Source organism: Streptomyces sp. NPDC012888 (assembly GCF_042900645.1).
GTDB lineage: Bacteria > Actinomycetota > Actinomycetes > Streptomycetales > Streptomycetaceae > Streptomyces.
Genome location: NZ_JBIBBM010000005.1, coordinates 282,470 through 306,881 on the forward strand (window position 1 = coordinate 282,470; position 24,412 = coordinate 306,881).

At 74.3% G+C, this 24,412-nt stretch carries 26 protein-coding genes; 10 read left to right on the forward strand and 16 right to left on the reverse strand.

Features of this window, described 5'->3' with window-relative positions:
* Positions 1-46: 46 nt before the first annotated feature.
* The 7 genes from ACFY61_RS11300 to ACFY61_RS11330 all read right to left on the reverse strand — a co-directional run bounded on the left by ACFY61_RS11300 (position 47) and on the right by ACFY61_RS11330 (position 5,541).
* On the reverse strand, positions 47-1,456 hold the full coding sequence (locus ACFY61_RS11300; protein ID WP_389469984.1) for an ATP-binding protein: 1,410 nt from the start codon (positions 1,454-1,456) through the stop codon (positions 47-49).
* Positions 1,453-2,175, reverse strand: coding sequence for a response regulator transcription factor (locus ACFY61_RS11305; protein WP_389469986.1), 723 nt, complete (start codon positions 2,173-2,175; stop codon positions 1,453-1,455). The genes ACFY61_RS11300 and ACFY61_RS11305 overlap by 4 nt, the downstream gene beginning before the upstream one ends.
* Positions 2,176-2,230: 55 nt before the next feature.
* Entirely contained in the window at positions 2,231-2,869 is a 639-nt protein-coding gene (locus ACFY61_RS11310; protein ID WP_389469988.1) for a hypothetical protein, read from the reverse strand.
* A 33-nt stretch (positions 2,870-2,902) separates the two neighbouring features.
* Positions 2,903-3,685 carry a cytochrome c biogenesis CcdA family protein gene (locus tag ACFY61_RS11315; protein WP_389469990.1) on the reverse strand — a complete coding sequence of 261 codons (783 nt, stop codon included), beginning with the start codon at positions 3,683-3,685 and terminating at the stop codon, positions 2,903-2,905.
* Complete coding sequence (locus ACFY61_RS11320; protein ID WP_389469992.1) at positions 3,682-4,290, reverse strand: TlpA family protein disulfide reductase; 609 nt, start codon at positions 4,288-4,290, stop codon at positions 3,682-3,684. The genes ACFY61_RS11315 and ACFY61_RS11320 overlap by 4 nt, the downstream gene beginning before the upstream one ends.
* A complete protein-coding gene (locus ACFY61_RS11325) occupies positions 4,278-5,093 on the reverse strand; it encodes a thioredoxin family protein (protein WP_389469994.1) in 816 nt (271 codons plus the stop codon). The genes ACFY61_RS11320 and ACFY61_RS11325 overlap by 13 nt, the downstream gene beginning before the upstream one ends.
* Before the next feature lie 283 nt (positions 5,094-5,376).
* Positions 5,377-5,541, reverse strand: a complete 165-nt coding sequence (locus ACFY61_RS11330; RefSeq protein ID WP_389469996.1) for a hypothetical protein — start codon at positions 5,539-5,541, stop codon at positions 5,377-5,379.
* A gap of 22 nt (positions 5,542-5,563) precedes the next feature.
* Here ACFY61_RS11330 and ACFY61_RS11335 point away from each other — a divergent pair, with 22 nt between their 5' ends.
* On the forward strand, positions 5,564-5,917 hold the full coding sequence (locus ACFY61_RS11335) for a hypothetical protein (protein ID WP_389469999.1): 354 nt from the start codon (positions 5,564-5,566) through the stop codon (positions 5,915-5,917).
* A gap of 101 nt (positions 5,918-6,018) precedes the next feature.
* Here ACFY61_RS11335 and ACFY61_RS11340 read toward each other — a convergent pair whose 3' ends face one another.
* Both ACFY61_RS11340 and ACFY61_RS11345 read right to left on the reverse strand, forming a co-directional pair.
* Positions 6,019-6,909 carry a CAP domain-containing protein gene (locus ACFY61_RS11340; RefSeq protein ID WP_389470002.1) on the reverse strand — a complete coding sequence of 297 codons (891 nt, stop codon included), beginning with the start codon at positions 6,907-6,909 and terminating at the stop codon, positions 6,019-6,021.
* Between the two features lie 283 nt (positions 6,910-7,192).
* Entirely contained in the window at positions 7,193-7,903 is a 711-nt protein-coding gene (locus ACFY61_RS11345; RefSeq protein ID WP_389470005.1) for a TetR/AcrR family transcriptional regulator, read from the reverse strand.
* Positions 7,904-8,028: 125 nt separating this feature from the next.
* On the opposite strand from ACFY61_RS11345, the gene ACFY61_RS11350 reads away from it, so the two are divergent.
* The 3 genes from ACFY61_RS11350 (at position 8,029) to ACFY61_RS11360 (ending at position 11,277) form a co-directional block, all read left to right on the forward strand.
* On the forward strand, positions 8,029-9,255 hold the full coding sequence (locus ACFY61_RS11350; protein WP_389470007.1) for a saccharopine dehydrogenase family protein: 1,227 nt from the start codon (positions 8,029-8,031) through the stop codon (positions 9,253-9,255).
* Positions 9,256-9,414: 159 nt separating this feature from the next.
* On the forward strand, positions 9,415-9,831 hold the full coding sequence (locus ACFY61_RS11355) for a CBS domain-containing protein (protein ID WP_389470009.1): 417 nt from the start codon (positions 9,415-9,417) through the stop codon (positions 9,829-9,831).
* A gap of 180 nt (positions 9,832-10,011) precedes the next feature.
* A complete protein-coding gene (locus ACFY61_RS11360; RefSeq protein WP_389470011.1) occupies positions 10,012-11,277 on the forward strand; it encodes a PP2C family protein-serine/threonine phosphatase in 1,266 nt (421 codons plus the stop codon).
* Between the two features lie 104 nt (positions 11,278-11,381).
* Here ACFY61_RS11360 and ACFY61_RS11365 read toward each other — a convergent pair whose 3' ends face one another.
* Positions 11,382-11,738: a PRC-barrel domain containing protein gene (locus ACFY61_RS11365; RefSeq protein ID WP_389470014.1), complete on the reverse strand. Its 357-nt coding sequence runs from the start codon at positions 11,736-11,738 to the stop codon at positions 11,382-11,384.
* The gene (locus tag ACFY61_RS11370; protein WP_389470017.1) at positions 11,735-11,881 is read right to left on the reverse strand and encodes a hypothetical protein; all 147 of its coding nucleotides are present in this window, start codon (positions 11,879-11,881) and stop codon (positions 11,735-11,737) included. Before ACFY61_RS11370 ends, ACFY61_RS11365 begins: the two co-directional genes overlap by 4 nt.
* Positions 11,882-12,010: 129 nt before the next feature.
* Here ACFY61_RS11370 and ACFY61_RS11375 point away from each other — a divergent pair, with 129 nt between their 5' ends.
* Entirely contained in the window at positions 12,011-13,141 is a 1,131-nt protein-coding gene (locus tag ACFY61_RS11375; protein ID WP_389470019.1) for a glutamate--cysteine ligase, read from the forward strand.
* A gap of 315 nt (positions 13,142-13,456) precedes the next feature.
* Here the strand turns inward: ACFY61_RS11375 and ACFY61_RS11380 are convergent, their stop codons facing one another.
* The 3 genes from ACFY61_RS11380 to ACFY61_RS11390 all read right to left on the reverse strand — a co-directional run bounded on the left by ACFY61_RS11380 (position 13,457) and on the right by ACFY61_RS11390 (position 14,954).
* Positions 13,457-13,888: a VOC family protein gene (locus ACFY61_RS11380; RefSeq protein WP_389470022.1), complete on the reverse strand. Its 432-nt coding sequence runs from the start codon at positions 13,886-13,888 to the stop codon at positions 13,457-13,459.
* Between the two features lie 40 nt (positions 13,889-13,928).
* Positions 13,929-14,339 (reverse strand): VOC family protein, encoded by a 411-nt coding sequence (locus ACFY61_RS11385; protein ID WP_389470024.1) that lies wholly within the window; start codon positions 14,337-14,339, stop codon positions 13,929-13,931.
* Positions 14,340-14,420: 81 nt separating this feature from the next.
* Positions 14,421-14,954 (reverse strand): NUDIX domain-containing protein, encoded by a 534-nt coding sequence (locus ACFY61_RS11390; protein WP_389470026.1) that lies wholly within the window; start codon positions 14,952-14,954, stop codon positions 14,421-14,423.
* A 378-nt stretch (positions 14,955-15,332) separates the two neighbouring features.
* Here ACFY61_RS11390 and ACFY61_RS11395 point away from each other — a divergent pair, with 378 nt between their 5' ends.
* From ACFY61_RS11395 to ACFY61_RS11415, 5 genes are all read left to right on the forward strand, one after another.
* Positions 15,333-16,754 (forward strand): amidase, encoded by a 1,422-nt coding sequence (locus tag ACFY61_RS11395; protein WP_389470027.1) that lies wholly within the window; start codon positions 15,333-15,335, stop codon positions 16,752-16,754.
* Between the two features lie 107 nt (positions 16,755-16,861).
* The gene (locus ACFY61_RS11400) at positions 16,862-18,658 is read left to right on the forward strand and encodes an amino acid adenylation domain-containing protein (protein ID WP_389470028.1); all 1,797 of its coding nucleotides are present in this window, start codon (positions 16,862-16,864) and stop codon (positions 18,656-18,658) included.
* On the forward strand, positions 18,655-20,430 hold the full coding sequence (locus ACFY61_RS11405; RefSeq protein WP_389470031.1) for an NAD(P)/FAD-dependent oxidoreductase: 1,776 nt from the start codon (positions 18,655-18,657) through the stop codon (positions 20,428-20,430). Before ACFY61_RS11400 ends, ACFY61_RS11405 begins: the two co-directional genes overlap by 4 nt.
* 136 nt (positions 20,431-20,566) lie before the next feature.
* Complete coding sequence (locus tag ACFY61_RS11410; protein WP_389470034.1) at positions 20,567-22,270, forward strand: amidohydrolase; 1,704 nt, start codon at positions 20,567-20,569, stop codon at positions 22,268-22,270.
* 31 nt (positions 22,271-22,301) lie between these two features.
* On the forward strand, positions 22,302-23,069 hold the full coding sequence (locus ACFY61_RS11415; protein ID WP_389470036.1) for a LuxR C-terminal-related transcriptional regulator: 768 nt from the start codon (positions 22,302-22,304) through the stop codon (positions 23,067-23,069).
* A 129-nt stretch (positions 23,070-23,198) separates the two neighbouring features.
* Here the strand turns inward: ACFY61_RS11415 and ACFY61_RS11420 are convergent, their stop codons facing one another.
* Together ACFY61_RS11420 and ACFY61_RS11425 are read right to left on the reverse strand one after the other, a co-directional pair.
* Positions 23,199-23,609 carry an FKBP-type peptidyl-prolyl cis-trans isomerase gene (locus tag ACFY61_RS11420; protein WP_389470039.1) on the reverse strand — a complete coding sequence of 137 codons (411 nt, stop codon included), beginning with the start codon at positions 23,607-23,609 and terminating at the stop codon, positions 23,199-23,201.
* A 298-nt stretch (positions 23,610-23,907) separates the two neighbouring features.
* The gene (locus ACFY61_RS11425; protein ID WP_389470041.1) at positions 23,908-24,402 is read right to left on the reverse strand and encodes a GNAT family N-acetyltransferase; all 495 of its coding nucleotides are present in this window, start codon (positions 24,400-24,402) and stop codon (positions 23,908-23,910) included.
* Positions 24,403-24,412: the final 10 nt, after the last annotated feature.

The following is a 24,412-nucleotide window of genomic DNA, read 5'->3' on the forward strand; positions in this document are numbered from 1 at the left end:
CGGCCGCCGCCTCCCCGCCCTCCCCGCCCTCCCGCTTCGCTGTGGGTCAGCCCCTGCGCAGCCGGGCCGGGCGCCGCCGGGAGATCCGGGGCCGGCGGCCGGCGAGCGGGGCTGCGGCCAGGGCGAAGGCCAGGGTGATGCGGGCACCGCCCAGGGGGCCGCGGTCGAGGCGCATCGAGCCGCCCGTGGCGGTCGCGGCCCGGTGCGCGATGTCCAGGCCGAGCCCGGTGGAACCGGTGCTGCTGCCGCGCGAGAGCGCCCGGTCCGGTTCCGGGATGCCCGGCCCGCCGTCCTCCACCACCAGCTCCACCGCCTGGGCCGTGCGTACCACCCGGACTGCGAACGGAGTTCCGGAGGGGGTGTGCCGGAAGACGTTGCCGATCAGCGCGTCCACCACGGCGGCGACGTCGTCGTCCGACAGCCCGACCCCCGTGGGCTCCTGGGTGAGGTCCAGGCAGCAGCGGCGGTCCTGCTGCTCCGCCAGCACCGCCCAGAACGCGGTGCGGCGGCGCACCACCTCGGCCGCCTCGCAGCGCGGGCCGGCCGCCGCCGCACCCGCTCCCGTACCCGCCCGGCCCGCCGCCGGCTCCGTACCGAGCAGGCCCTGGCCCATCGGGCCCACGGCGAGCGGAGTGCGGGCCGCGGCGATGATGGCCCGCAGCTCCGTCTCCAGCTCGCCGACCGCCGCCTCCACCCGGGCCGACTCCGGCGTCCCTGCCATCCGTTCGGACGCCAGGTGCAGGGCGGTCAGCGGGGTCCGCAGCCGGTGGGACAGGTCGGCGACGAGCTCCCGCTCGACGGCCAGCAGCTCCGTCATCCGGTGGGCCATCGCGTTGAACGCCACGCCCGCGTCCCTCAGTTCCCTCGGCCCCATCGGCTCGACACGGGTCTCCAGGTCGCCCGCGCCGAGCGCGCGCGACGCCTGCGCCAGCCGCTTCGAGGACCGGACGACCTTCGCGCCGAGACGGTCCGCGACGAGCACGGAACCACAGATCAGCCCGACGGCGAGCAAGGTCATCACCGCCCACGACTCCGCCACGCCGCGGGTCAGGTCCGCCTCGGGGACGAAGTTCTCGATGACCGCGACCCGGTCTCCCGGCAGCACCACCGGCTGCAGGCAGATCCATCCGCCCGGCACCTCCCGCGAGATGGACTCCCGGCCTCGCTGGGCCCGTTCCAGCAGCTCCGCGGGCGCCTTCGAACTGCCCAGGACACCCGCGTCCGGCAGGTGGACGACCAGGTGCTCGGCCGCGTCCAGGCTGGCCGCGGACTCCCGCAGCGCGGACGGGTCGGTGGTCAGCGTCAGTACGGGGGCCAGCGCCGCGGCGCGCTGCTCGGCAGCCGTGATGCCCTGATCCTTGACCAGCGACATCACCAGCGCGGCCAGCGGTATCAGGAAGGAGAGGGCGACCATCGAGGTCACGGCGAGCGCCACCCCGGCCAGTGAGCGCCTCAACGCGGCGCCACCAGCTTGATGCCGACACCGCGGACGGTCAGCAGGTAACGGGGGGCCGCCGCGCGCTCGCCGAGCTTGCGCCGCAGCGAGGACAGGTGCACGTCGACCGTCTGGTCGTCCACGTACGGCTCGCGCCACACCTCGGTCAGCAGCCGCCGCTTGGAGACCACCTGCCCCGCGTGCAGGGCGAGGAACGCCAGCAGGTCGAACTCCCGCCGGGTCAGCCGCAGCTCACGACCGGCCAGGTGGGCGGTGCGCGCGCCCGGGTCGACCGCCAGCTCGCCCACCGTGGTGACGCGCCCCGCCTCGGCGGCCGGGACCGCAGGCGCGCCCGCCGCGGGGCCGGCGGACGGGACGTGACCGCTGCGCCGCAGGACCGCGGAGAGCCGCGCGACGAGCTGCCCGCCGGAGAACGGCTTCACCAGGTAGTCGTCGGCGCCCGCGTTCAGCAGCTTGATGATCTCCGCCTCGTCGTCGCGGGCGGTGGCCACCAGCACGGGCACCGAGGAGATGCCCCGGATCATCCGCAGGGCGTCCCCGCCGTCCAGGTCGGGCAGCCCCAGGTCCAGGACCACCGCGTCCACGGGCGTCTGCGTGACCTCGCGCAGCCCGCCGAACCCGTCGGCCGCACTGCGCACGGCATACCCGTGCTCCGCCAGGACCTCGATCAGTGACTGGCGGATGCTGGGGTCGTCTTCCACGACGAGCACGCTGGGCATGGGGACACCTTAGGGGTGGGTCGGGGGAGGCCGCGAACAGGTGCCCGAGCCGCCCTCAGGAGGTGGTGAACACCGGCCGGCCGGCGGTGACGCGCAGACGCACGGGACGGTCCGAGACGGGAATCGTGCACCCCTCGCGCTCGCTGCAGCTCGCGTATCCGAGGAGCACCGTCGCGTCCCCGTCGCCGCCGGCGCGGACGGCGAGGGTGGTGGTGACCGGGCCGTCCGGGTAGACGGGCACCGGGGCACCGACGCCGGGCAGGCTGACCGACCGCACCGGTGCGGCGGCCCGGAGCCGGCCCTCGGCCGCGAGGGCCCCGCGGACGGCCACCGTGGTGGGCCGGCCCACGCCCTCGACGCCGCCGGCCGGGAGGTCGGTGCTGTAGAGGTGGAAGCCCTCCTCCTCGGGCGTGAAGACCGCGGTCAGCGTGCCCCTGGAGCCCTGCCAGCCGGAGACCGTGAGCGTGACCGTGACGCCGTTCTCGGTGAACCTCGTCGTGGGCGCGGCCGCCACCGCGTGCGTCGTCGCTGCCGCCGCCGCGGGCGCCGCCGTGGGGGCGGATCCGGCCGCCCCGTCCGCCGGCTGCCCGCCGCACCCGGCCAGCGCGGCCAGGGAGAGCAGGACGGCCGCCGACCGGGCCTTCCGGGGGCTCCGGGAGCTCCGGGAGCTCCGGACGTAGGGGGAGATGCTCATGTGTGCCTCTGCTCGCTTCCGTGAACGTCGGCCCTACAGGGCCGTGGTGAAGTCGGCGCTCCACAACTGCAGCCGGTACACCAGGTCGTTCCAGACCCCGGTGACCAGCAACACGCCGACGAGTACGAGCAGGCCCCCGCCGATCCGCAGGACCCACCCGTAGTGCCGCTTGACCACCCCGAACGCGCCCAGGGCCCGCCGGAAGGCCAGCGCGGCCAGCACGAACGGCAGCCCGAGCCCCAGGCAGTACGCGGCCATCAGCAACGCTCCCCGCCCCGCGCTCGCCTCGGCCCAGGCCAGCGCCTGCACGGTGGCCAGCGTCGGCCCGATGCACGGCGTCCAGCCGACCGCGAACACCGCCCCCAGCAGCGGCGCTCCGGCGAGCCCCAGCGCGGGCCGCCGGTGGCTGCGGAACTCCCGCTGGGCGAAGCCCGGCAGGAACCCCATGAAGGCCAGCCCCATCAGCACGGTCAGGACGCCCAGCACCCGGGTGACGGTGTCCTGGTGGGCCAGCAGGCTGCGGCCGGCGTGACCGAAGAGGGCTCCTCCGGACACCAGGACCGCCGTGAAGCCCAGGACGAACAGCAGCGCACCGGCCGCCATCCGGCCTCGGTGCCTCCCCCGCGGGTCCGCCAGGTCGGCGACCGACAGGCTGGTGACGTAGCTGAGGTAGCCCGGTACGAGCGGCAGGACGCAGGGCGAGAGGAAGGAGACCAGTCCCGCGGCGAACGCCACCGGGGCGGCGATCGCCAGCGTCCCGTTGAGCAGCGCGGAGGTGTCCGCGGCGAGCACCCACGCGCCCGCCGGGGCCGTCACGGGGCCTCCTGCGCCACGCGGGTGACCAGGGGCCGCAGCTGCTCCTCGGTGACGGGACCCCCGATCGCGGCGGCCACGCGCCCGCGGCGGTCGATCACCAGCGTCGACGGGATCGTCTGCGGGTTGAGCTGCCCGGGCGGGAACCGGAGCAGCAGTTCACCGGCCGGGTCGTACAGGCTCGGGAAGTCCAGTCCGTACCCGCTCACGAACGCCCGCGCGGCCGAACGGTCCCGGTCCCGGGTGTTGATCCCGAGGAAGCGGACCCCCTCGGCCCGGGTGGCGCGGCTGAGCCGCGCCAGGTCCCCGGCCTCCGTACGGCACGGGGCGCACCAGGAACCCCACACGTTGAGGACGACGACCTGGCCGCGGAACTCCGCGAGGGCGAGCGGCCGTCCGTCCAGCCGCTCGCCGGACACCTCGGGCGCCTCCGGCCGGGACGCGGGATCGGCGACCCGCGCCGCGGCCGCGGCCTGCACGCTGCCCGCCCGGCCGGCCGGGGGACCGTCCGCGTCGCCGCCGCTCCCGCCCGGGGCGCAGCCGGCGGCCGCCACGAGGGCGGCAGCGGCCAGGACCAGCGCGGGCCCCGGCGGTCTCACGGTGCCCACTTGCGCAGGAAGGAGTTGATGCCGTCGGAGGTCATGGGCGGGTTGCCGGTGACGTGGGTGTCGGTGCGCACCGCGCCGGAGGGGGAGACGACGACCAGCACCGGCATCTTGTACGTGCCGCCCGACGGGCTGTACTGGCGCAGCAGCGCGGAGTTGGCGGAGCTGTCACCGCCGATGTCGATCTTGACGAGGTGGTACGAGGCGCCCAGCAGCTGCGAGGTCTGCGGCTGCGCGAACACCTTGTCTGCGGCCTTGCAGTTGCCGCACCAGTTCGCGCCGAAGTCGAGCAGCACCATCCTGCCGTCGGACCGGGCCGCCCGCAGCGCCGCGTCGACCAGCTTCCGGGCGTCGGCCGAGGCGTCGTAACCGGGTCCGGGGACCTTGGCCGGAGGCTTGGGCGCGGCGGTCGTGCGCGTCGGCTTGGCCGTCGGCCCGGCGGGGGCGGTGGAGCCGGGCCTGGCCCGCGAGGGGCTCGCCGGCGAGCCGGGCAGCCCGGACGCCGACGCGGACGAAGACGCGGAGGCGGAGGCGGAGGCGGAAGCCGATGCCGCGGCGGAGGCGGACGGGGAAGCCGCCGGGGACCCGTCGGCGGACGGCGGCTCCGTCCCGCCGGGCAGGGCCTTGGCCGATCCCGGGGCCGCGGACGCCGCGGCGGCGGACCCGGCGGGCTCGGAGGACGGCCCGCAGGCGGCGGTCAGACCCGCCGCCAGCACGGCGGCGGCGACCAGCGGAAGCCGCCGGCCGAGCGGCACGGCGGAGCGGGGAGACGCCGTACGGCGGTCGGCACGGACGGTTCGGAGCATGCGTGAACTCATGGCGGAGGCACCCCAGGGCACGGTTCGGACTGCGGGAGGGGCGGACCGCCCCCCGGCAGGGTGGGAGCGGCGGCCCGCAGGGTGCGCCGGGACAACCGCGGCCCGGCGCCGAGGGCCGCTCGGCTGACGCGAGCCTAGGGCCGCCGCGGCCCTCCGGAACCACCTCGGCACGATCTTGAGGTTGCCCTAAGGAAGAGCTCAGCTTCCGCTTCGCCGGAACACCCCCAAGGGCGCCGCTACACCGGCGAACGGCGCGAACCGGGCAGGCCGCTCAGAACGAGCTCTCGCGGACGCTCGCCCGCGCCTGCGGCTCGGTGGTGGCCGTGACCACCGACCGGTGGGAGGAACCGGTGAAGGTGACGGTGAGGGTGTGGACCGCGGTCTGGGAGGTGGTGGCCTTGAAGCCGCGGGCCGGGACCGCCGAGATCAGGCACACGCCCCGGCTCCCGTACCGCACCGTGACCCTGCCGCCCTGCGAGGGCACCGTGTGCAGGCCCGCCCCGCCCGGCCCGCAGTCCACGGAGGTACGGGTGGCGGTGGCCCGGGGCGTGCCCGTCCCCGGCGCCTTCACGGGGGTGGGACTGACGGCCGTCGGGAGGGGCCGAGGCGTCACCGGCGGCGAGGTGCTCGGCGACGGGGTCGGCGAGGGCGCGGCCGGGCTGCCCGCCTGCCAGGCCGGCGGGGTGTCGATGACCGTCGGGGCGGAACGGGCGACGGGAGGGGTCTGCCGCGTCGAGCCGACCACGAACTGGACCGTGCCCAGCACGGCGGTCACGCTGGCGGCCGTGCACGACAGCCATATGAACAGGTAACGCGGGATACGAGGCACCGCCCCATAGTGGCCGACACGCGGACGTCCTCCGTACCCGCGTGCGGGTAGGAGGACGTCAGGGTTCCGGTTCGTTCCGGTTCGCTACCTGGGGGTGCCGAAGTTCTGCGTCCACCACGGGCCGCCGTCGCCCTTGTGGACGCCGATGCCGATCTCCCGGAAGGCGCAGTTGAGGATGTTGGCCCGGTGGCCGGGGCTGTTCATCCACGCGTTCATCACCGCGGCCGCGTCGGCCTGGCCGCGGGCTATGTTCTCGCCGAGCCGGGACCACGCGTAACCGGCGGCCTCCACCCGGCTGGTCATCGTGGACCCGTCGGGCCCGGTGTGGGACATCACCCCGCTGCGGGCCATGGTGTCGCTGTACGCCCGTGCGGCGGCGCTCAGCTTGGCGTTCGTGGCGAGCGGGCCGCAACCGGCCGCCGAGCGCTCCTTGTTGACCAGGGCGAGGACCGCGGCTTCGGTGCCGGAGTCGACCGTGCCGCCCGTGCCGCCCGACCCGCCGGAAGTACCCGAACCGCCCGAGGTGCCCGACCCGCCCGAGCCGCCGCCCTTGGTCGGCGTGGCCTTGCGCGTCGGCTTCGCGGCCTGCGTCGTCGCGGTCCTGGACGGCGTACCGCCCTGGGCCGCCGACTGCTTCACCGGGGTGGCGGACCCACCGCCCGTGGCTCCGGGCGAGACAGACGGTGCCGGGCTCGTCGCGGTGGGACCGGCGGCGGTGACCGTGGGGGAGGCGGCGGGGGACTCCGTCCCCGCCGCGCCACCGCCGCCCGTCGCCGTACCGGCCGCCGTACCGGAGGACTTGCCGGCGGCGCCGGTACGGCGCTCCGCTCCGTCACCGTCGGAGTCGGCCACCGCGACCCCGACCGCCACCGCCGCGGCCGCCGCCGTGACGGACAGCACGATGCGCGTGCGCACCGTCTTCTTCCGCCGCGCCTCGACTCGGGACGGCGTTCGGGGGGTTCCGCTGCGGCTCATGCCGGTAACACCTCACAGGAGAGGGGGAGGAGGGGAGTCGGCCCGAGCCTAGGGCGTCGACCAGCCGGAAGGGCCTCCCGGACGGCGTCTTCAACCTCCCTTAAGGAAGCCCGCAGGGTCCACACAGGGACAAGCCGGGCATACCCCGCGACCCGCCTCCCTCGCCCACGCCTCCGGGCGCCCCGCGGCTTCCCATGTTCCCCCGCGCGCCCGGCCGTTCGCGCCGGAAGGAGCCCGGCCCCGCCCGCAACGGCAGCATGCGGCCGCCGTACACCCCGCCCGGTCAGCGGGTCCGCAGCGCCTGCAGCCGGCCCTCCGCGCTCCCGAGCAGCATGTCCAGCGCCACCGGGTACGCGCTGCGGTTCATCCGGGCGGCCAGCAGCCGCGCGGTGGCCGCGATGTGCGGGTACTGCTCGGCCGGCAGCCTGGCGTACGTGGACTCCCACTGCCGCTCGTCCGACGCGCGGGAGGTCTCCGCCAGCGCGAGCGCGCCCGCGTCGAGCGCGGCGAAGGCCAGGCTCTGGTCGATGAACGCGTGGTAGATCGCGACCGCGTCCGGGTCCGGGAAGCCCGCGGTGCGCAGCACGCCCAGCACCGCCTCGTCGGCGGCGATCTCGCGCGGCCGGCCGGTGACACGGCTGGCGGTCAGGACGGCGGCCTGCGGGTGGGCGAGGTAGGCGCCGTGGATGCGCAGACCGAGTTCCCGCAGGTCGCGCCGCCACTCGCCGGTGGCCGCCCAGCCGTCGAGGGCCCGGCCGATCAGCTCCTCGCCGATGGCCAGGGTGAGCCCGTCCATGCCGTCGAAGTACCGGTAGAGGGTGCTCGGGTCGGCGCCGAGGGCGGCGCCGAGCCGGCGGGCCGACAGCCCGGCACCCCCGTGCTCGCGCAGCATCCGCAGGGCCGTCTCGACGATCAGCCGCTCGGACAGGACGGTGCCCTGCCGGGTGGGCCGCCGCCTCCTGCGGGCCTCCTCGGGAACCACCTGCTTCGCCATCGCACACGCTCCGGGCCCTCGCCGATCCTTATGCCAACACCATTGACCTTATCTCGAGCGCCCGGCTTTCATCGCCTGCCATGGGGCACGGACCTCCGCCGGCCCCACCGAGAGAGGGTTTCGTCATGCGTGTTCTGCTCGTGGGCGCCGGCGGCGTCGGTACCGCGATCACCCGGATCGCGGCCCGCCGTGACTTCTTCGACCGCTTCGTGGTCGCCGACTACGACCTCGGCCGCGCCGAGGCCGCCGTGGCCACGCTGGACGACCCGGCCGGCCGGTTCACCGCACGCCGGATCGACGCCTCCGACGGGGCGGCCGTGGCCGCGCTGCTCACCGAGGAGGGGTGCGACGTCCTCCTGAACGCCACCGACCCGCGCTTCGTGATGCCGCTGTTCGAGGCGGCCCTCGCGGCCGGTAGCCACTACGTGGACATGGCGATGTCGCTCTCCCGGCCGCACCCCGCCCAGCCCTACCGGGAATGCGGGGTCAAGCTAGGCGACGAGCAGTTCGCCCGGGCCGCCGCCTGGGAGGAGTCCGGCCGCCTGGCCCTGGTCGGCATGGGCGTGGAACCCGGTCTGTCGGACGTCTTCGCCCGCTACGCGGCCGACGAGCTCTTCGACGAGATCGAGGAGATCGGCATCCGCGACGGCGCCGACCTGACCGTCGAGGGCCACGACTTCGCGCCCTCGTTCAACATCTGGACCACCATCGAGGAATGCCTGAACCCGCCCGTCGTCTACGAGCGCGACCGCGGCTGGTTCACCACCGAGCCGTTCAGCGAGCCGGAGGTCTTCGACTTCCCCGAGGGCATCGGCCCGGTCGAGTGCGTCAACGTGGAGCACGAGGAGGTGCTGCTGGTCCCGCGCTGGGTGGACGCCCGGCGGGTCACCTTCAAGTACGGGCTGGGCGACGACTTCATCGGCAAGCTCAGGACCCTGCACGCCCTCGGCCTGGACTCCACCGAGCCGGTCACGGTCCGCGGCGCGGACGGCGCCCCCGTCCGGGTCTCACCGCGCGACGTGGTCGCCGCCTGCCTGCCCGACCCGGCCGCCCTGGGCGAGCGGATGACCGGCAGGACCTGCGCCGGCACCTGGGTGAAGGGCACCAAGGACGGCCGGCCGCGCGAGGTGTACCTCTACCACGTGGTGGACAACCAGTGGTCGATGCGGGAGTACGGCTCCCAGGCCGTGGTGTGGCAGACCGCCGTCAACCCGGTCGTGGCGCTGGAGCTCATGGCCGGCGGGGCCTGGGCGCGCGCCGGCGTGCTCGGCCCCGAGGCGCTGCCCCCGCGCCCGTTCCTGGACCTGCTGAACGCGTACGACTCCCCGTGGGGCATGCGCGAACAGGGCTGACGGAGTCCGCCCGGGTCGGCCGCACCGGCCACGGCAACCTCCGGCCGCGCCGCCGAATGCCGGTCCCCCCACGGGGCAGGCGCGCGGTACGGCAAGGAGCACCGCTCGGGGCGTGGCACGGCTCCCGGCGGTGCCGCAGCGACAGACCCGGAGGACCCCATGACCACCGCACGCGAGATCATGACGCCGGATGCCACCTGCATCGGTGCCGAGGACACGGTCCTGGAGGCCGCGAAGAAGATGACGGAGCTCGGCGTGGGCGCGCTGCCGATCTGCGGCACCGACGAGAAGCTCAAGGGCATGCTCACCGACCGCGACATCGTGGTGAAGGTGCTCGGCCAGGGCAAGGACCCCGGCCAGGTGCGGGCCGGCGAACTCGCCCAGGGCGAGGCCGTCACCATCGGCGCCGACGACGACGCCGGGGAGATCCTGCGCACCATGAGCGAGCACAAGGTGCGCCGGCTGCCCGTCATCGACGGCCACACCCTGGTCGGCATCGTCGCCCAGGCCGACGTGGCCAAGGCCCTGCCCGACCCCCAGGTCGGCGACCTGCTGCAGGCGCTCTCCAGCGACTGACCGCGGGACACGGGCCGGCCCCCTCCCGCCCGCGCGGCGGGGCGGGGCCGGACGCACGGGCCGGACCACGTCCGGGCGCGCGTGCCGGGCGCGGCACGGCGTACGGAGAGATGATGGCGTCGGTTGCCGTCGAGGATCGAGGTGTGCCGTGACGACCGTGCGCAGGGAAGCGCCCGCTCGGTGAGGACCGACGGGACGGCGGGAGGCGGAGGAGGCCCCGGCGGGCCGGCGCCCGGCCCCGGCTCAGCCGGCGACACCGGCTCCGTCCTCGCCTGGGTGCTGGAGCGTTCGCACGACGCGTCCGCCGAGGACCTCTCGGAGCTGGTCGAGGAGGCCGCACGCCGCCTCGACCTCGGTGCCGCCCGCCTGTACCTCGCCGACGTGCAGCAGGCACACCTGATCGCCCTGCCCCACTCCCCGGCCTCCCGGCCGCAGACCCGGGACGCGGCCGGCGACCGCGTGCTGGACGTCGAAGGCTCCCTGGCCGGCCTCGCCTACCGCACCGAGAGCGTCCAGCGGGCCCGCGACACCGGCACCCTGTGGATTCCGATGATCGACGGCGTCGAGCGCGTCGGGGTCATGCGGGCCTCCCCGGCACCCGGCACCGACCCCCTCGCCGCCGCGGGGGCCCTGGCGAGCCTGGCCACTCTCCTGGTGGTCTCCAAGAGCCCCCACAACGAACTGCTGACCACCGCGCAGCGCACCCGCCCGATGAGCCTGCAGGCCGAACTGCTCTGGGCGTTCCTGCCGCCGCGGACCATCGGCACCCGGCAGGCCACCTCCTCCGCCGTACTGGAGCCCGCCTACGACATCGGCGGCGACGCCTTCGACCACACCTTCACCGACGGCCTCCTCCACCTGACGATGCTCGACGCCATGGGCCACGACCTCGCCTCCGGCGGCGCCAGCGCCACCGCGCTGGCCGGCTGCCGTTCCACCCGCCGTACCGGCGGCAGCCTCTCCGACATCGTCACCACCATCGACCGCACCCTGGAGGAGTGGGTCCCCGGCCGGCTCCTGACCGCGGTCTTCGCCAACCTCGACACCCACGACGGCGAGTTCACCTGGATCAACTGCGGCCACCCGCCGCCCCTGCTGATCCGCGACGGGCACGTCCTGCCCGCCGCCCTGGAACGCTCCGCCCAGCCGCCCCTCGGATTCGGCTTCCACACGCCCCCGCACCCGCCGCCCGCACAGCACCGGGTACGGCTGCAGCCCGGCGACCGCGTCCTCTTCTACAGCGACGGCGTCACCGAGGCCCGCTCAGCCGGGGGCGAGCTGTTCGGCGAGGCACGGCTGGCCGACACCGTCATCCGCTCCATGGCCTCGGGCGTCAACGCCCCGGAGGCCCTCCGCCGGCTGATCCAGAACCTGCTCACCCACCAGGACCAGCGGCTCAACGACGACGCCACCATCCTCCTCGCCGAATGGCACCCCGAACACTGACCGGACGGCGGCCCTCCGGCCCGGGCGGTACGCCGACGGCCACCGCCGCGCGGTCGGTCCGCGCCACGGTGGCCGGTCGGGCGAGCCCGGGGGAGGGGGTGGGCTCAGTAGCGGCCCAGCGGGGCGTCGCCCCAGTAGCCGCCGACCGCCTGACGGTAGGAGGCGTCGTCGAGGTGCGTGTCCCGGACGAACTCGGGGGAGTCCTTGACCTGTTCCTTGGTCCGGTTGACGTAGACCTTCTCCTCGGCGGTGTCGATGCGGGTGATCGTGCCGGCGGGCAGCAGCACCTCCCGGCCGAAGATCCACGGGCCGGTGTCCACCACGATCCACGAGGCGTCGGTCTCGTGGGAGTGCTTGTCGACCTTGCCGATGGTGCCGTCGACCGCCTCCACCTTGTAGCCCGTCAGGTCGACGCCTTCGAGCCGGCCGACGGTGAGGCGGTAGGACCAGATGTCGTTCACGGTTGCTTCCTTTCTCCGTGGTGTCGTCCGGCCAGGCTGTGCAGGAGCACGCCCAGCGCGAACGCGATGATCAGGAGGTGCAGCCAGACCGGACCCGGCGGAGCCGGGCCGCCGGCGAGTGCGGCGAGCTCGTTCGCTGTCATGCGGCTCGCCTGCCCCCGTTCGGCGGATCGACTCGTCCTTCTTTCCGGGTCGCCGGCCGGACCGGTTCGGAACGCGCCGGCCGGGCAGACGGACCGCGACCGGAGTGCACCACGAGACGAAGGAGACGTATGCGCAGCGTGGGTGTGGAAGAGGAACTGCTGCTGGCCGACGCGGAGACCGGGGAGCCACTGGCCCTGTCGGGCGTCGTGCTCGCCGCCGCCGACCGTGCGGCCGAACGGGGGGCCGGACCTGTCGCCGACGACGGCACCCCGGGCCACACCCTTGAAGCGGAGCTCCAGGAGGAGCAGGTCGAGTTCGCCACGAAACCGGTCACGGAGATGGGCGAGCTCCAGCAGGAGATCGTCCGGTGGCGCGCCGAAGCGGCCCGCCACGCGGCGACCGCCGGGGGCCAGATCGCGGCGATCGCCACCTCCCCGCTCCCGGTCCGGCCCTCCCTGTCCCCGGGCCGCCGCTACGAGTGGGTGGCACGCCATTTCGGCCTGACCGCGCAGGAGCAACTGACGTGCGGCTGTCACGTCCACGTGTCGGTCGAGTCGGACGAGGAGGGCGTCGCCGTACTGGACCGGATCCGGCCCTGGCTTCCCGTTCTCACCGCGATGAGCGCCAACTCGCCTTTCTGGCAGGGCGAGGACACCCGGTACGCGAGCTACCGCAGCCGGGTCTGGAACCGGCTTCCCTCGGCCGGGCCCACGGACGTCTTCGGGTCCGCCGACCGCTACCACGCGGAGGTGGCCGCCATGGTCGGATCGGGCGTGCTGCGGGACGAGGGCATGATCTACTTCGACGCCCGCCTGTCCGCCTCCTACCCGACGGTGGAACTCCGGGTCGCGGACGTGTGCCTGGACGCCTCGACCCCCGTCCTGCTGGCGGCCCTCGCCCGCGGACTGGTGGAGACCGCCGCCCGGGCCTGGCGCGCCGGGGAGCCGCCCGCCTCCGTCAGCACCGGCCTGATCAGGCTGGCCAACTGGCAGGCCGGCCGGTCCGGACTGGACGGCCCCCTGCTGCACCCCCGCTCGATGCGGCGGGTCGCTGCCGAGGAAGCCGTGGACGCCCTGTACCGGCACGTCGGCGAGGCCCTGGCCGACTCCGGCGACGAGGAGCTCGTCCGGGCGGGCATCGCCCGGCTCCTGGAACACGGGAACGGGGCCCGCGTCCAGCGGAACCTGCTGGCGTCGGAGGGCGACCTCGCGTCCGTGGTCCGGGAGTGCGCGCGGATCACCACGGCCGGCACCGACTGAGCCGGGTCCGGGCGGCGTGCCGCGGCCGGTCCGGGGCATGCGCGGCAGGAGGCCCGCCGAAGGGACGAAGGGACGACCCCATGGCCGCCGTATCCGCGTTGCTGCTCCTGCCCGCCCTCCTCTGCGCCGTCCTCGCGCTCGGCCGGTACGAGGAACTCCTGCTCGGCCGCCCGGAACCGCCGCCGACCCCGCCGGGGCCGGGGGAACCGGCGGGCGGAGCGGTGACGGAGCCGGGGCCGGGGCGGCACCGGGCACGCCACCGGCGCACCGCGGGCCCGCGCGCGGCCCGCACCCGCCGCACCGCCACGGCCCCGGCTACGCCCCGAAGTCGGGCAGGATCAGCGAGCCGTCCGCGGCGAGGGTGAAGCCCGGGTTGTGGGCGACCTCCCAGGCGTGGCCGTCGGGGTCGGTGAACACCCCCGAGTAGAAGCCGATCGCGTTGACGGCGGCCGGCCGGGTGACGGTCCCGCCGGCCGCGGCCGCGGCGTCGAGCACGGCGTCCACCTCGGCGTCCGTCCGCACGTTGTGGGCCAGCGCGATACCGCCGAACCCGGCCGGCGGGGCGGCGGGAAGGCCGCAGTCCGCGGCGAGCTTCCCGCGGTCCCACAGCACCAGGGCCAGACCGCCCGCCTGGTGGAAGACGGTCTCCTCGACCTCGGTGCCGCGCCAGCCGAGCGCGGCGTAGAACCCCTTGGCCCGGGCGAGGTCGGTGACCCCCAGGGTGATCAGGCTGATGCGCTGTTCCATCCCGCCACCGTAACCGCCGGGCCCGGGCGCCGGCGGGCATTCAGCCCCCGACGGGGCCCGGGCCCACGGCGGGGTCGACCGCGGTCAGCGCGAACGAGTGGCCGGCCGGGTCGCTGAGCAGGCGGACCGGCCGGGGGCCGTCCTCGTCGTCCGTCCCGATGGGCCGGGCGCCCAGCGAGACCGCTTCCCGCTCGGCCTCGTCGAGGTCGGCGGCGGCCACGCGGATCCGCAGGTGCGCCTGGAGCGACCCCTCCGGCCGGGGCCAGCTCGGCGGCGCGAAGCCGGGGTCGCGCCGGAAGGCGAGCCGGACGCCGTCCGCGCCGACCACCTCCACGTCGTCCAGGGTGGGGCCGGGCCTGACCTCGGCGTCGAGGAGGCCGGCGTAGAACCGCGCCAGCGTCTCGGGCTCGGCACAGTCGAGGGAGATCACGGGTGTCTTGGGTACGGTCATGCCCCGCGTCTGCCCGCCCGGAGCCGCCCCCACGCGGCCGGCGGCCCCCGGGTGTCGCCAACTCCCGCACGACGGACGGGACTAGCCCTCCCAGTCCCAGGTGTCGAAGTACGCCGGGGTGCCCGTCCGACGGGCCGTCATGACGGCCTCCAGCCGGGCCCGGTCCCGCTCGGGCATCAGCTCCCCCCACTCGGCCACGCCCAGCGCCCGGACCTCGTCGTGCTCCGCGGGGTCCAGCACGATACCGGCCAGCCGGCCGGGGCTCAGCCGGCCGCCGTCGAAGACGTACCCGACGGTGCTCAGCGGCCAGTCGCGGCCCGGCAGTCCGAACACCGCCGCCAGCAGCCGCGGCGGACCCGGGACGAGGAGCCCGGTCTCCTCGCGGCACTCGCGCACCGCGGTCTGCCAGGGACGCTCACCGGGTTCGGCGATGCCCCCGGGCCACTGCCAGGGGTGCTCGACGGAGTAGGTGGCGTGCAACTGGACGGGACGGTCGTCCTCGTCGGTGAAGAACACGGCGCCGAAGACGGTGGCCTTCGGCAGGGAGGCGGCGAACTCCTCGGGCGGCAGCCACTGCGGGCGGGCGGCCGTCGGCGACGTGGCGGGATCGGGCACGTACGACTCCTCGGGACGAGCGGGTGGGGTGGTCGGGGGCGGCCGAGTCCGGTGCGGGGGCGGCCGGGCCCCCACGCCGCGGTGGGACGCCCGGCCGGCCGGTGGTGCTCCGGGAACGGCATGGAAGCGGCTCCGCCCCCGCCGCTCAAGGAGTAGGCGGTGGACGGACGTTCCCGTCGGCGGCGGGGGCCGCACGGCCCGGGACCGGCGCGGTCTGAAACTCGCCCGAACAGGTGACTGTCACCCGCCCGGGGGCTTGCCCGACCGGCCGGCCACGGGGAAAGCGGCGCAAAAGGACCCGCCGTGGACCCTCGCGTGTTACCCGGCGGTAGGGAATGATGGCCGCCATCCATCCACACGGCCGGGGCTGAGGTAGCGGTGACGACTTTCGACGAACGGGTCCTGGTACACGCCTTCCGCGACGACGCCCTGGGAGAGCACGACGCCGTGGGACTCGCCGCGGCGATCCGCCGGGGCGAGGTCGGCGCCGCCGAGGCGGCCCGGGCCGCCGCCGAGCGGGTACGGGCGGTCGAGACCCGCCTCAACGCAGTCCAGGCGTACGCGGACGACCCGGCGGCGCACGCCACCGGCACGGGCGGCGCCCTCGCCGGGGTGCCGACCTTCGTCAAGGACAACACCGACTACCGCGGACTGCCCACCGGCCACGGCAGCTCGGCATTCCGGCCGCGGAGGGCACGCCGGCACGCCCCGTTCACCCGGCAGTTCCTGAGCAGCGGCGTCACCGTGCTCGGCAAGACCCGGCTGCCCGAGTTCGGCTTCAGCCCGACCACCGAGTACGAGGGGGCCGAGCCGGTCCGCAACCCGTGGAACACGGGCCACTCGGCGGGCGGCTCGTCGGGGGGAAGCGCCGCGCTCGTCGCCGCCGGTGCGGTTCCCCTCGCCCACGCCAACGACGGCGGCGGCTCGATCCGGATCCCGGCCGCCTGCTGCGGACTCGTCGGCCTCAAGCCGACCCGCGGCCGGGTCGTGCCCAACGCGCAGAGCCGGCAGCTGCCGCTGGACATCGTCTGCGACGGGGTCGTGAGCCGATCGGTACGGGACGCCGCGGCGTTCCTCGCCGCCGCCGAGACGTACTGGCGGAACACCAAGCTGCCGCCGGTCGGCCTGGTCGAGGGCCCGTCGGCCCGCCGCCTGCGCATCGGGTTCCTCGTCGACTCGCCGAACGGCGTCCGCTCCGACGCCGACACCCGGGCGGCGGTCACCCGGACCGCGACGGCACTCGAACGGCTCGGCCACCGCGTGGAACCGGTGGAGCCGGCCATCGACCCCCGCTTCACCGAGGACTTCCTCACCTACTGGGGCATGCTGTCCTTCCTCCTCGGCGTCACCGGCCGCACCCTCGGCGCGGACTTCGACCGGCGCCGCATGGACGGCCTCAGCCGGGGGCTGCGCGAGGAGTACCTCGGGAACTGGCGGCGGACCCCCGGTGTGCTGCGGAGGCTCAGGCGGACGGAGGAGGCGTACGCGGCGGCCTTCCGCGGGGTCGACCTCGTGCTGACGCCCGTCCTCGCCCACACCACGCCGCGGCTCGGACACCTCAGCCCGACCGTCCCCTACCGGACGCTCATCGAACGCATCCTCGCGTACGTGGCGTTCACGCCGGTCGACAACGTCGTCGGCACCCCGTCGATCTCGGTGCCCGCCCCGGACACCACGGCGGAGGGGCTGCCGGTCGGCGTCATGTTCTCCGGCCGTCCCGGCGCCGAACGGCAGTTGCTGGAGCTCGCCTTCGAGCTGGAGGCCGACGGCCCGTTCCGGCGCATCCAGGACCCCCGGTGAGCGCCGCCGCCCGCGCCCTCGAGCGTTCGTAAAGGGCCCTTCGAACACCGAAAGCTAGGCTCCCTCGCGTCGAGAACCGGCAACGATCCGGCGGGGGGCGCCAGTTGATGGAGCATCACAAAACGGGGACGCTGACGCTGACTTCCCTCTTCGAGGAACGCGTCAGGCAGCTGCCGGATCACACCGCCCTGGAGTTCGAGGGCGAACTCCTGGGCTACGACGAGCTGAACCGCCGGGCGAACAGGCTGGCCCACCACCTGCGGGACGCCTGCGGAGTCCGCCCCGACGACCGGGTGGCGATCCTGGTCCGGCGGCCCCCGGACGTGATCGTCGCCGTACTGGCCACCCTCAAGGCCGGCGGGGCCTACGTCCCCCTGGACCCCGACAACCCGCCCGGGGTGACCCAGCGGACGGTCGACGCCGTGGCGCCCCGCGCCATGGTGGTCGAGTCGTCCACGGCCACCGGCGCGATGTTCTTCGACGGCGAGCTGTTCGTCCTGGACGTCATGGGCACCACCCTGCGCACCCCGGACACCGACCCCGAGCCGGCCGCCACGCCCTCCGACCTGGCGTACGTGATGTTCACCTCGGGCACCACCGGGACCCCGAAGGGGGTGGCCGTCGAGCACCGGGCGATCGTCAACACGGTGACCTGGCGCAACGCCCACTACGGGTTCGGCCCGCGGGACGTGGTCCTGGCCGTTCCGCGGCCGTCCTTCGACAGCGCCGTGGAGGACACCTTCTGCGCCCTCACCTCCGGTGCGCGTCTGCTCCTGCCGCGCCGGGACCGCATCACCGACCGCCGCTACCTGACCGGCCTGATCGAGGAGCGGGGCGTCACCCACTTCCTGATCACCCCGATGCTCCACAAGCGCCTCCTGGAAGGCATGGAGGCACGGCGGGCGCGCTCCCTGCGGTCCGTCACGATCGCCGGCGAAGGCTTCACGACGAGCCTCACCCGCGAGCACTTCCGGCGGCTCCCCGACGTGGAGCTGTACAACGAGTACGGCCCTTCCGAGAACGCGGTCTGCTCCACCGTCCACCGCCTCCGGCCCACCGACGAACGCGTGCTCATCGGCAGGCCGGTCCCGCACACCGAGGCGTTCGTCCTCGACGAGGACGGCGCGCCCGTGCCACCGGGCGGAACCGGGGAGCTGTACCTCGCCGGGGCCGGCCTGGCCCGCGGCTACCTGGGCGATCCCGGACTGACCGCGCGGCGGTTCGTCACGCCGGCCGCGCCCCCGGCCGCCGGGCGGCGGGTCTACCGCACCGGGGACGTCGTCCGGCTGCACCGGAGCGGCGAGCTGGAGTTCGTCGGGCGCCGCGACGGCCAGGTGAAGATCCGCGGCCACCGGGTCGAGCTGGGCCAGGTGGCCGAAGTCCTCGCGCGGGACCCCGCGGTCGGCCACGTCCACCTGCTGCGCCACACCACCGGCTCCGGCACGCCGCTCCTGATCGCCTTCGTCCAGGGCCCCACCGCCGGGGACGTCGCCCGGCTGCGCGCCCTGGCCCGGGACGGCCTTCCGGAGTACATGGTCCCGTCGGCGATCGTCCCGGTCGACACGGTCCCGCTCACCGGGCACGGCAAGGTCGACGACGCGGCCCTGGTGGCCCTGTACGCCTACGCCGCCGGCCGGGACGCGGCGGGCCCGCAGCCGGCGACGGAGACCGAGGCCGTGCTGCTGGAGATCTGGCGGGAGCTGTTCGCACCCCTGCGCGTCGGCCTGGACGACGACTTCCTGGACCTCGGCGGCGACTCCCTCCGCGTGATGGACCTGCTCTCCCGCGTGGAGACGCGGATCGGTGTCCGGCTCGATGTCTCGGACCTCTACACGGACCGGACCATCCGGAGCCAGGCCCTCGTCATCGAGGACCGGCGGAAAGACAAGGTGGGTACAGAGTGAGCAGACAAAACGGCACCGACTCCATGTCCGGCACGTTCGGCGGCGGCGTCGACTACGACGTGGTCATCGCGGGCGGCGGCCTCGCCGGGCTGTGCCTGGCCAAGCAGCTCAAGGACGCGCGGCCCGGGCTCTCCGTCCTCGTCTGCGAACGGGAGCGCTCCCCGATACCGCTGTCCGCGCACAAGGTGGGCGAGTCCTCGGTCGAGGTGGGCGCGTACTACTTCTCCGACGTCGTCGGCCTGCGCGACTACCTGGAGGAGGAGCACCTGGAGAAACTCGGGCTCCGCTACTTCTACGGCGGCGGGGCCGGTCTCCACGAGGAAGCCGAGTTCGGTGTCGACCGCTTCCTCCCGGCCAAGTCCTACCAGCTCAACCGCGGTTCCCTGGAGGAGCACCTGCGCGAGGTGGTGACGGCGGCCGGGGCCGAGCTGACGCAGGGCGTCCAGGTGGTCGACATCGAGCTCGGCGAGCGCGACGAGCCGCACCGGGTGACGTACCGGACCGCCGGCGAGGACGGCGGTGAGACGACCGGCGTCACCTGCCGGTGGGTCGTCGACGCCACCGGCCGCCGCCGGCTCCTCCAGCGCAAGCTGGGCCTCACCAAGCGGTACCCCAAGCCGCACAACTCGGTGTGGTTCCGCCTCGCGGGCCGGCTCGACACCGACGGGGCGGTCGCCGCCGGCCACTCCGCCTGGCACGACCGGATCACCGAGCCGCGCTGGCACTCCACCAACCACTTCATGTTCGAGGGCGGCTGGGTGTGGGCGATCCCACTGGCCCCCGACCACACCAGCGTCGGCATCGTCGTCTCCGACGACCTCCACCCGGTCACCAGGTTCAACCGCCTGGACAAGGCGATCGACTTCGTGGCGGAGCGGGTTCCGGGCTTCGACCCCGCCATCCGCGAGCTGCCGGTCCTCGACTTCCGCGTACTGAAGAACTACAGCCACTCCTCGCAGCAGGTCTTCTCGCACGACCGCTGGGCGTGCGTCGGCGACGCCGCGGTCTTCGCCGACCCCTACTACTCCGTCGGATCGAACCTGATCGGCTACGCCAACAGCTTCGTGACCGAGATGGTCGGCAGGGACGTGGACGACTCCTTCGACGAGGGCTTCGTGCGGTACGCCAACCGCTGGTTCCTCTCGCTCGCCGAGGGGCTCACCACGAACATCCAGGGCTCCTACGCCTTCCACGACAACGCCGTGATCATGTCGCTGAAGACGATCTGGGACTACTACGTCGGCTGGGCCTTCTCCGACCCGCAGTTCTACGGCAAGACGTTCCTGGACGAGTCGGCGAGCACCACGCTCAGCGCGCTCGGCGCGCACGCGGTGGCGACCCAGGGCACCGTCATGAACCTCTTCCACGCCTGGGCGCGCGACTACCGCGGCGTGTTCGCGTTCGACTACATCGACTACTACGACGACCTGCCCACGCTCGCCCGGCTCTTCGAGCAGAACCTGCCGGGCGAGGGGACACCCGACTTCGGCACGGTGCTCACCAGCGTGCGCGACGGCCTGGAGCGCATCGAGGAGCTGGCCCACGTCATCTTCTACCTCGCCCTCGAAGACGCCCTCCCGGAGCGCCTGGAGGAGATCCGCTCCCGTGGCTGGCTCAACGTCTCGGCCCTGAGCCTGGACCCGGAACGCTGGGAACGCGACGGGCTGTTCGCCCCCCGGAGCCGCCCGAGGCCCGACGAGGTCGAGACGCTGGAGAAGGAACTCCGCGCCCTCTACCGCACCACCCCGCCCACCCCGCCCACCGCACGGTAGCCGCGCCCGCGCCGTGCCCGTCCGCCGCCCCGTATCGGTGGGATGACCGATGTGCGGGTGGCGGGGGCCCGGCCATAGTCCTCAGGAGATCGTTTGCGGGCGGCCGCGGGGCGCCCGGTGTTCGAAAGGACCTTCTGTGGACACGTATGCGGACCTGGTGTTCGTCGGCGGACGGGTGCTCACCGTCGACGCGGAGTTCTCCGTCGCCTCGGCCCTGGCGGTGACCGGCGGGACCATCAGCGCCGTGGGCGGGCGGGACGACGTCGCGCCGCTCGTCGGACCCGCCACCCGCGTCGTCGACCTGCGGGGAGCCACGCTGCTGCCCGGCATCAACGACTCCCACCTGCACGGGTGCGCCTTCGGCATGGCCACGCCGCCGCTCTCCCTCGACCTGGGACATCCCGCCGTGACCTCCCTGGCGGACGTGGCCGGAGCCGTACGGGACGCCGTCGGCCGGGCGCCCGCCGGGCAGTGGATCACCGGGCACGGCTGGGACACGGGCTATCTCGACGAGTGCCTCTCCGATCCGGCGCGCCTGCCCTCGCGGCACGACCTCGACGCCGTCAGCCCGGACCACCCCGTCGTCCTGTACTCCTTCTCCGGGCACGCCACCTGGGTCAACTCCCGGGCGCTGGAACTCATCGGCGTCGACCGGCACACCGTCGCCCCGCCCGGCGGGGCCATCGTCGCGGACGCGGCGGGGGAGCCCACCGGGCTGCTCCACGAGGGGGCACAGGCCCTCGTCCAGAACGCCCTGCCGCCGCTCAGCCGGCAGGAGCGCACCGACGCGATCCGGTCCACCCTCGCCACCCTCGCCCGGCTCGGCGTGACCAGCTACACCGAGCCCGGGCTCGGCCCCGGCGGCGACGGCATCATGCGCGGCGCGCTCGGTGAGGAGACCCTCGACGTCTACCGCGAGCTGCTGGCCGGCGGCGAACTGACCGCCCGCGTCGGCGTGTTGGTCCTGCCCACCGGAATGGCCGGTACTGCCGAGGAGTTCGCCCGCGCCCTCGACGCCCTCGACACTTCGCACGGCACCGACCCCCGCCGCCTCGCCGTCCACGGAGTCAAGATCTTCGGCGACGGGATCGTCCCCAACAAGACGGCCTGGATGCACGAGCCGTACGTGGGCGGCGGTTGCGGCTCCCTCTGCGTCGGGGGCGAGACCGACGCCGAACGGATCGCCGAGATCGGCGCCATGATCCGCCACGCCCACGCCCGCGGGCACCAGTTGGGCGTCCACGTCACCGGCGACCGGGCCATCGACGCCGTGGCCGACGCCTTCGCCGAGGCCGCGGCCGGACACCCGCGCCCCGACGCCCGCCACTACGTCATCCACGGCGACTTCCTCACCGCGCACAGCATGAAGGTGCTGGCCGCCCACGGCTTCGGCGTCAACATGAACCCCACCATCAAATGGACCGTCGCCGACATGGAGGAGGAGTTCGTCGGGGCCGGACGGTCCGCCTACGCGTGGCCCTACCGGGACGCCATCGACGCGGGCGTGCGCGTCGCGAGCGGGTCCGACGCCCCGGTCACGCACCCCGACTGGCGCCAGGGCGTCGCCACCATGGTCCTGCGCGAGTCGAAGGCCACCGGCCGCGTCAGCGGCCCCGAGCAGCGCATCGGCCTGGCCGAGGCCATCCGCACGTACACGATCGACGCCGCCTGGCAGGACTTCGCCGACGACTGGAAGGGGTCGCTGGAACCCGGCAAGGTCGCCGACCTCTGCGTGGTCGACGGCGACCTGCTCGCCGCCGACCCCCACGACATCCCGCGGATGCCCGTCGTGCTCACCGTCGTCGACGGACGCGTCGTGCACGACACCCTCCGCGATTGACGTATTCCGGGCACATGATCATCCTTGGGGGATGACAGCGCAGCGGAGCACGGCGGACCTCCTGGACGCGGCCGTCCGCGTACGCGACGCCGCCAGGAGCGCCGCACGCGGAGCGGCCGGCGCCGACTCGGTCCTGGCGGCCCTGTCGGAGGTGGTGGAGTACGACCACGCCCACCTCGCCCGATGGGATCCGCTGCGCCGGTGCCACACCACCCTGGCCGGGACCTATCCGGACGACGCCACCGCCTACATCGAGAGCCGCCTCCACCACGACCCGGTGTTCCCCGTCCTGCGCGGCCCGGCCCGGGGCGGCCTCTGGCTGGGGGAGGTCCCCCGGCAGCTGCTGGAGGCTTCCCCCGGCTTCCGGGACGTGCTGAGCCCCCTGGGCATCGAGGACGGCGTCGCCCAGTGCCTCTTCGCCGCCGACGGCCGGTACGTCGGCATGCTGAACGTCAGCACCCGCCGACCGCGGCACGCACCCGACCCGGCGCGCGCCGCCGTCACCCTGCTCACCGAGTCCCTCGCCGCGGTCGTCGACCCCCGCGCGGGGCACCCGCCCGAGGAACCCCCGGCGTCACCCCCCGCAGCCCGGCGGCCCGGCGGCCTCTCGCCGCGCGAACTCCAGGTGCTGGCGGAGCTGACGGCCGGCCGCACCAACCGGGAGATCGCCCGGCGGCTCTACGTCACACCACGCACCGTCGGCACCCACGTCGAGCACATCCTCGCCAAACTGGACGTCCCCAACCGCGCGGCCGCCGCCGCCCGAGCCGCCACCTGGGGGATCGAACCCACCCCCTGACCCCGGTCCTCGACCGGCCTGCCTCGCCGCGCTGGACCCGGCTCAGCCGCACGGACCCGGCTCAGCCGGACGGAGCCGCCCGCCGGCCCCGGGATCCGCGCCGGGAGCGAGCGCACCGGCCGGCGGGAGTCACCGCGGGTCGCTCCACCCGGTCGTCCGGTCGTACACGTCGAGCAGGTCCACCACGAAGACCAGCGTCGAGCCCGGCGGGATCAGCGGCGAGGGCGACTGCCTGCCGTACCCGAGACGCGGGGGAACGACGATCTCCCGGCGGCCGCCGACCCTCATCCCCCGCACGCCCCGGTCCCAGCCCTTGATGACCCTGCCGGCGCCCAGGGCGAACTTGAACGGCTCGCCCCGGTCCCAGGAGGCGTCGAACTCCTTGCCGGTCTCGAAGGTCACCCCGACGTAGTGGACCCTGACCACCATCCCGGGCCCCACCTCCGGCCCGTCCCCGACGACGAGGTCCCGGACGGCCAGCTCCGTGGGCGCGTCACCCTCCGGAACGACGACCTCGGGCTTGGTCCGTTCACCTCTCACGGCCCATCACTCTCCTTTACGGCACACGAATGAAAACGACTGCGTGCAGTTTAGACGGCCCGTCTTCCGGCAGGTTCGGCTGTGATGGGAGTCGAGCGCGCACCCCCGGCCGGAAATTCCGGTGGGGGTATCGGAAGGGACGGATTTCCTTGGGATCTCAACTGGCCGAGGAATTCACCGAGCAGCGCCTGAAGGAGCTGCTGCAATCACATTGCGCAGGGCCGGAGCCTCCGGAAAGAGCGCGGGTTGAACCGCCACGCGGTGGCCGTGACCGGCCTGGGACCAACGCGGAGGGGGACTACCGCGCATCGAACGCAACCCATGTGTTCGCCGGCAGCTCGGGCTTCCCGGGCACCGGTCGCCGCTCCTCGGTCCAGGCCTCGCCCGCGACTTCGGAAGCGACGCGACGCCAGAAGCGTGCCGCGCCCGCGTTCTCCTCCTGAAAGGCGATCTCCCACCGGCCGGGGTGCGCGGCCAGGACGGACCGCACCGCTCGCAACCCGAGGCCCGACCGGCGTGTCCCACGCACCACGAAGAAGCTGTTCAGCACGCGCGCATCGCTGTCCAGCGCGCGTACGAACGCGAAACCGACCGGCCGGTCACCAGACCATATGAGATAGGCCAACCAGGTGGGATCGCCGATAGCCGACTCCAGCCACTCCCGCCGGTATGTTCCATCCGGGTTCGGCAGGACACCCCAGAACTCCGACAGGTCGTGCAGGAAGAGCGGCCAGAGTCGTTCCAGGACGTCGCGGTCGTCGGCGCCCGCCCTGCGGACAGCAAGGTCTGCCATCTGATACTCC

What these genes read in the sequence shown, in the direction of transcription:
- ACFY61_RS11380 (WP_389470022.1), bottom strand. Translation starts at nt 13,888, where the DNA reads ATGGAACAGCGCATCAGCCTGATCACCCTGGGGGTCACCGACCTCGCC.
- ACFY61_RS11310 (WP_389469988.1), bottom strand. Translation starts at nt 2,869, where the DNA reads ATGAGCATCTCCCCCTACGTCCGGAGCTCCCGGAGCTCCCGGAGCCCC.
- ACFY61_RS11370 (WP_389470017.1), bottom strand. Translation starts at nt 11,881, where the DNA reads ATGACAGCGAACGAGCTCGCCGCACTCGCCGGCGGCCCGGCTCCGCCG.
- ACFY61_RS11415 (WP_389470036.1), top strand. Translation starts at nt 22,302, where the DNA reads ATGACAGCGCAGCGGAGCACGGCGGACCTCCTGGACGCGGCCGTCCGC.
- ACFY61_RS11340 (WP_389470002.1), bottom strand. Translation starts at nt 6,909, where the DNA reads ATGAGCCGCAGCGGAACCCCCCGAACGCCGTCCCGAGTCGAGGCGCGG.
- ACFY61_RS11325 (WP_389469994.1), bottom strand. Translation starts at nt 5,093, where the DNA reads ATGCTCCGAACCGTCCGTGCCGACCGCCGTACGGCGTCTCCCCGCTCC.
- ACFY61_RS11400 (WP_389470028.1), top strand. Translation starts at nt 16,862, where the DNA reads ATGGAGCATCACAAAACGGGGACGCTGACGCTGACTTCCCTCTTCGAG.
- ACFY61_RS11425 (WP_389470041.1), bottom strand. Translation starts at nt 24,402, where the DNA reads ATGGCAGACCTTGCTGTCCGCAGGGCGGGCGCCGACGACCGCGACGTC.
- ACFY61_RS11305 (WP_389469986.1), bottom strand. Translation starts at nt 2,175, where the DNA reads ATGCCCAGCGTGCTCGTCGTGGAAGACGACCCCAGCATCCGCCAGTCA.
- ACFY61_RS11355 (WP_389470009.1), top strand. Translation starts at nt 9,415, where the DNA reads ATGACCACCGCACGCGAGATCATGACGCCGGATGCCACCTGCATCGGT.
- ACFY61_RS11345 (WP_389470005.1), bottom strand. Translation starts at nt 7,903, where the DNA reads ATGGCGAAGCAGGTGGTTCCCGAGGAGGCCCGCAGGAGGCGGCGGCCC.
- ACFY61_RS11375 (WP_389470019.1), top strand. Translation starts at nt 12,011, where the DNA reads ATGCGCAGCGTGGGTGTGGAAGAGGAACTGCTGCTGGCCGACGCGGAG.
- ACFY61_RS11385 (WP_389470024.1), bottom strand. Translation starts at nt 14,339, where the DNA reads ATGACCGTACCCAAGACACCCGTGATCTCCCTCGACTGTGCCGAGCCC.
- ACFY61_RS11350 (WP_389470007.1), top strand. Translation starts at nt 8,029, where the DNA reads ATGCGTGTTCTGCTCGTGGGCGCCGGCGGCGTCGGTACCGCGATCACC.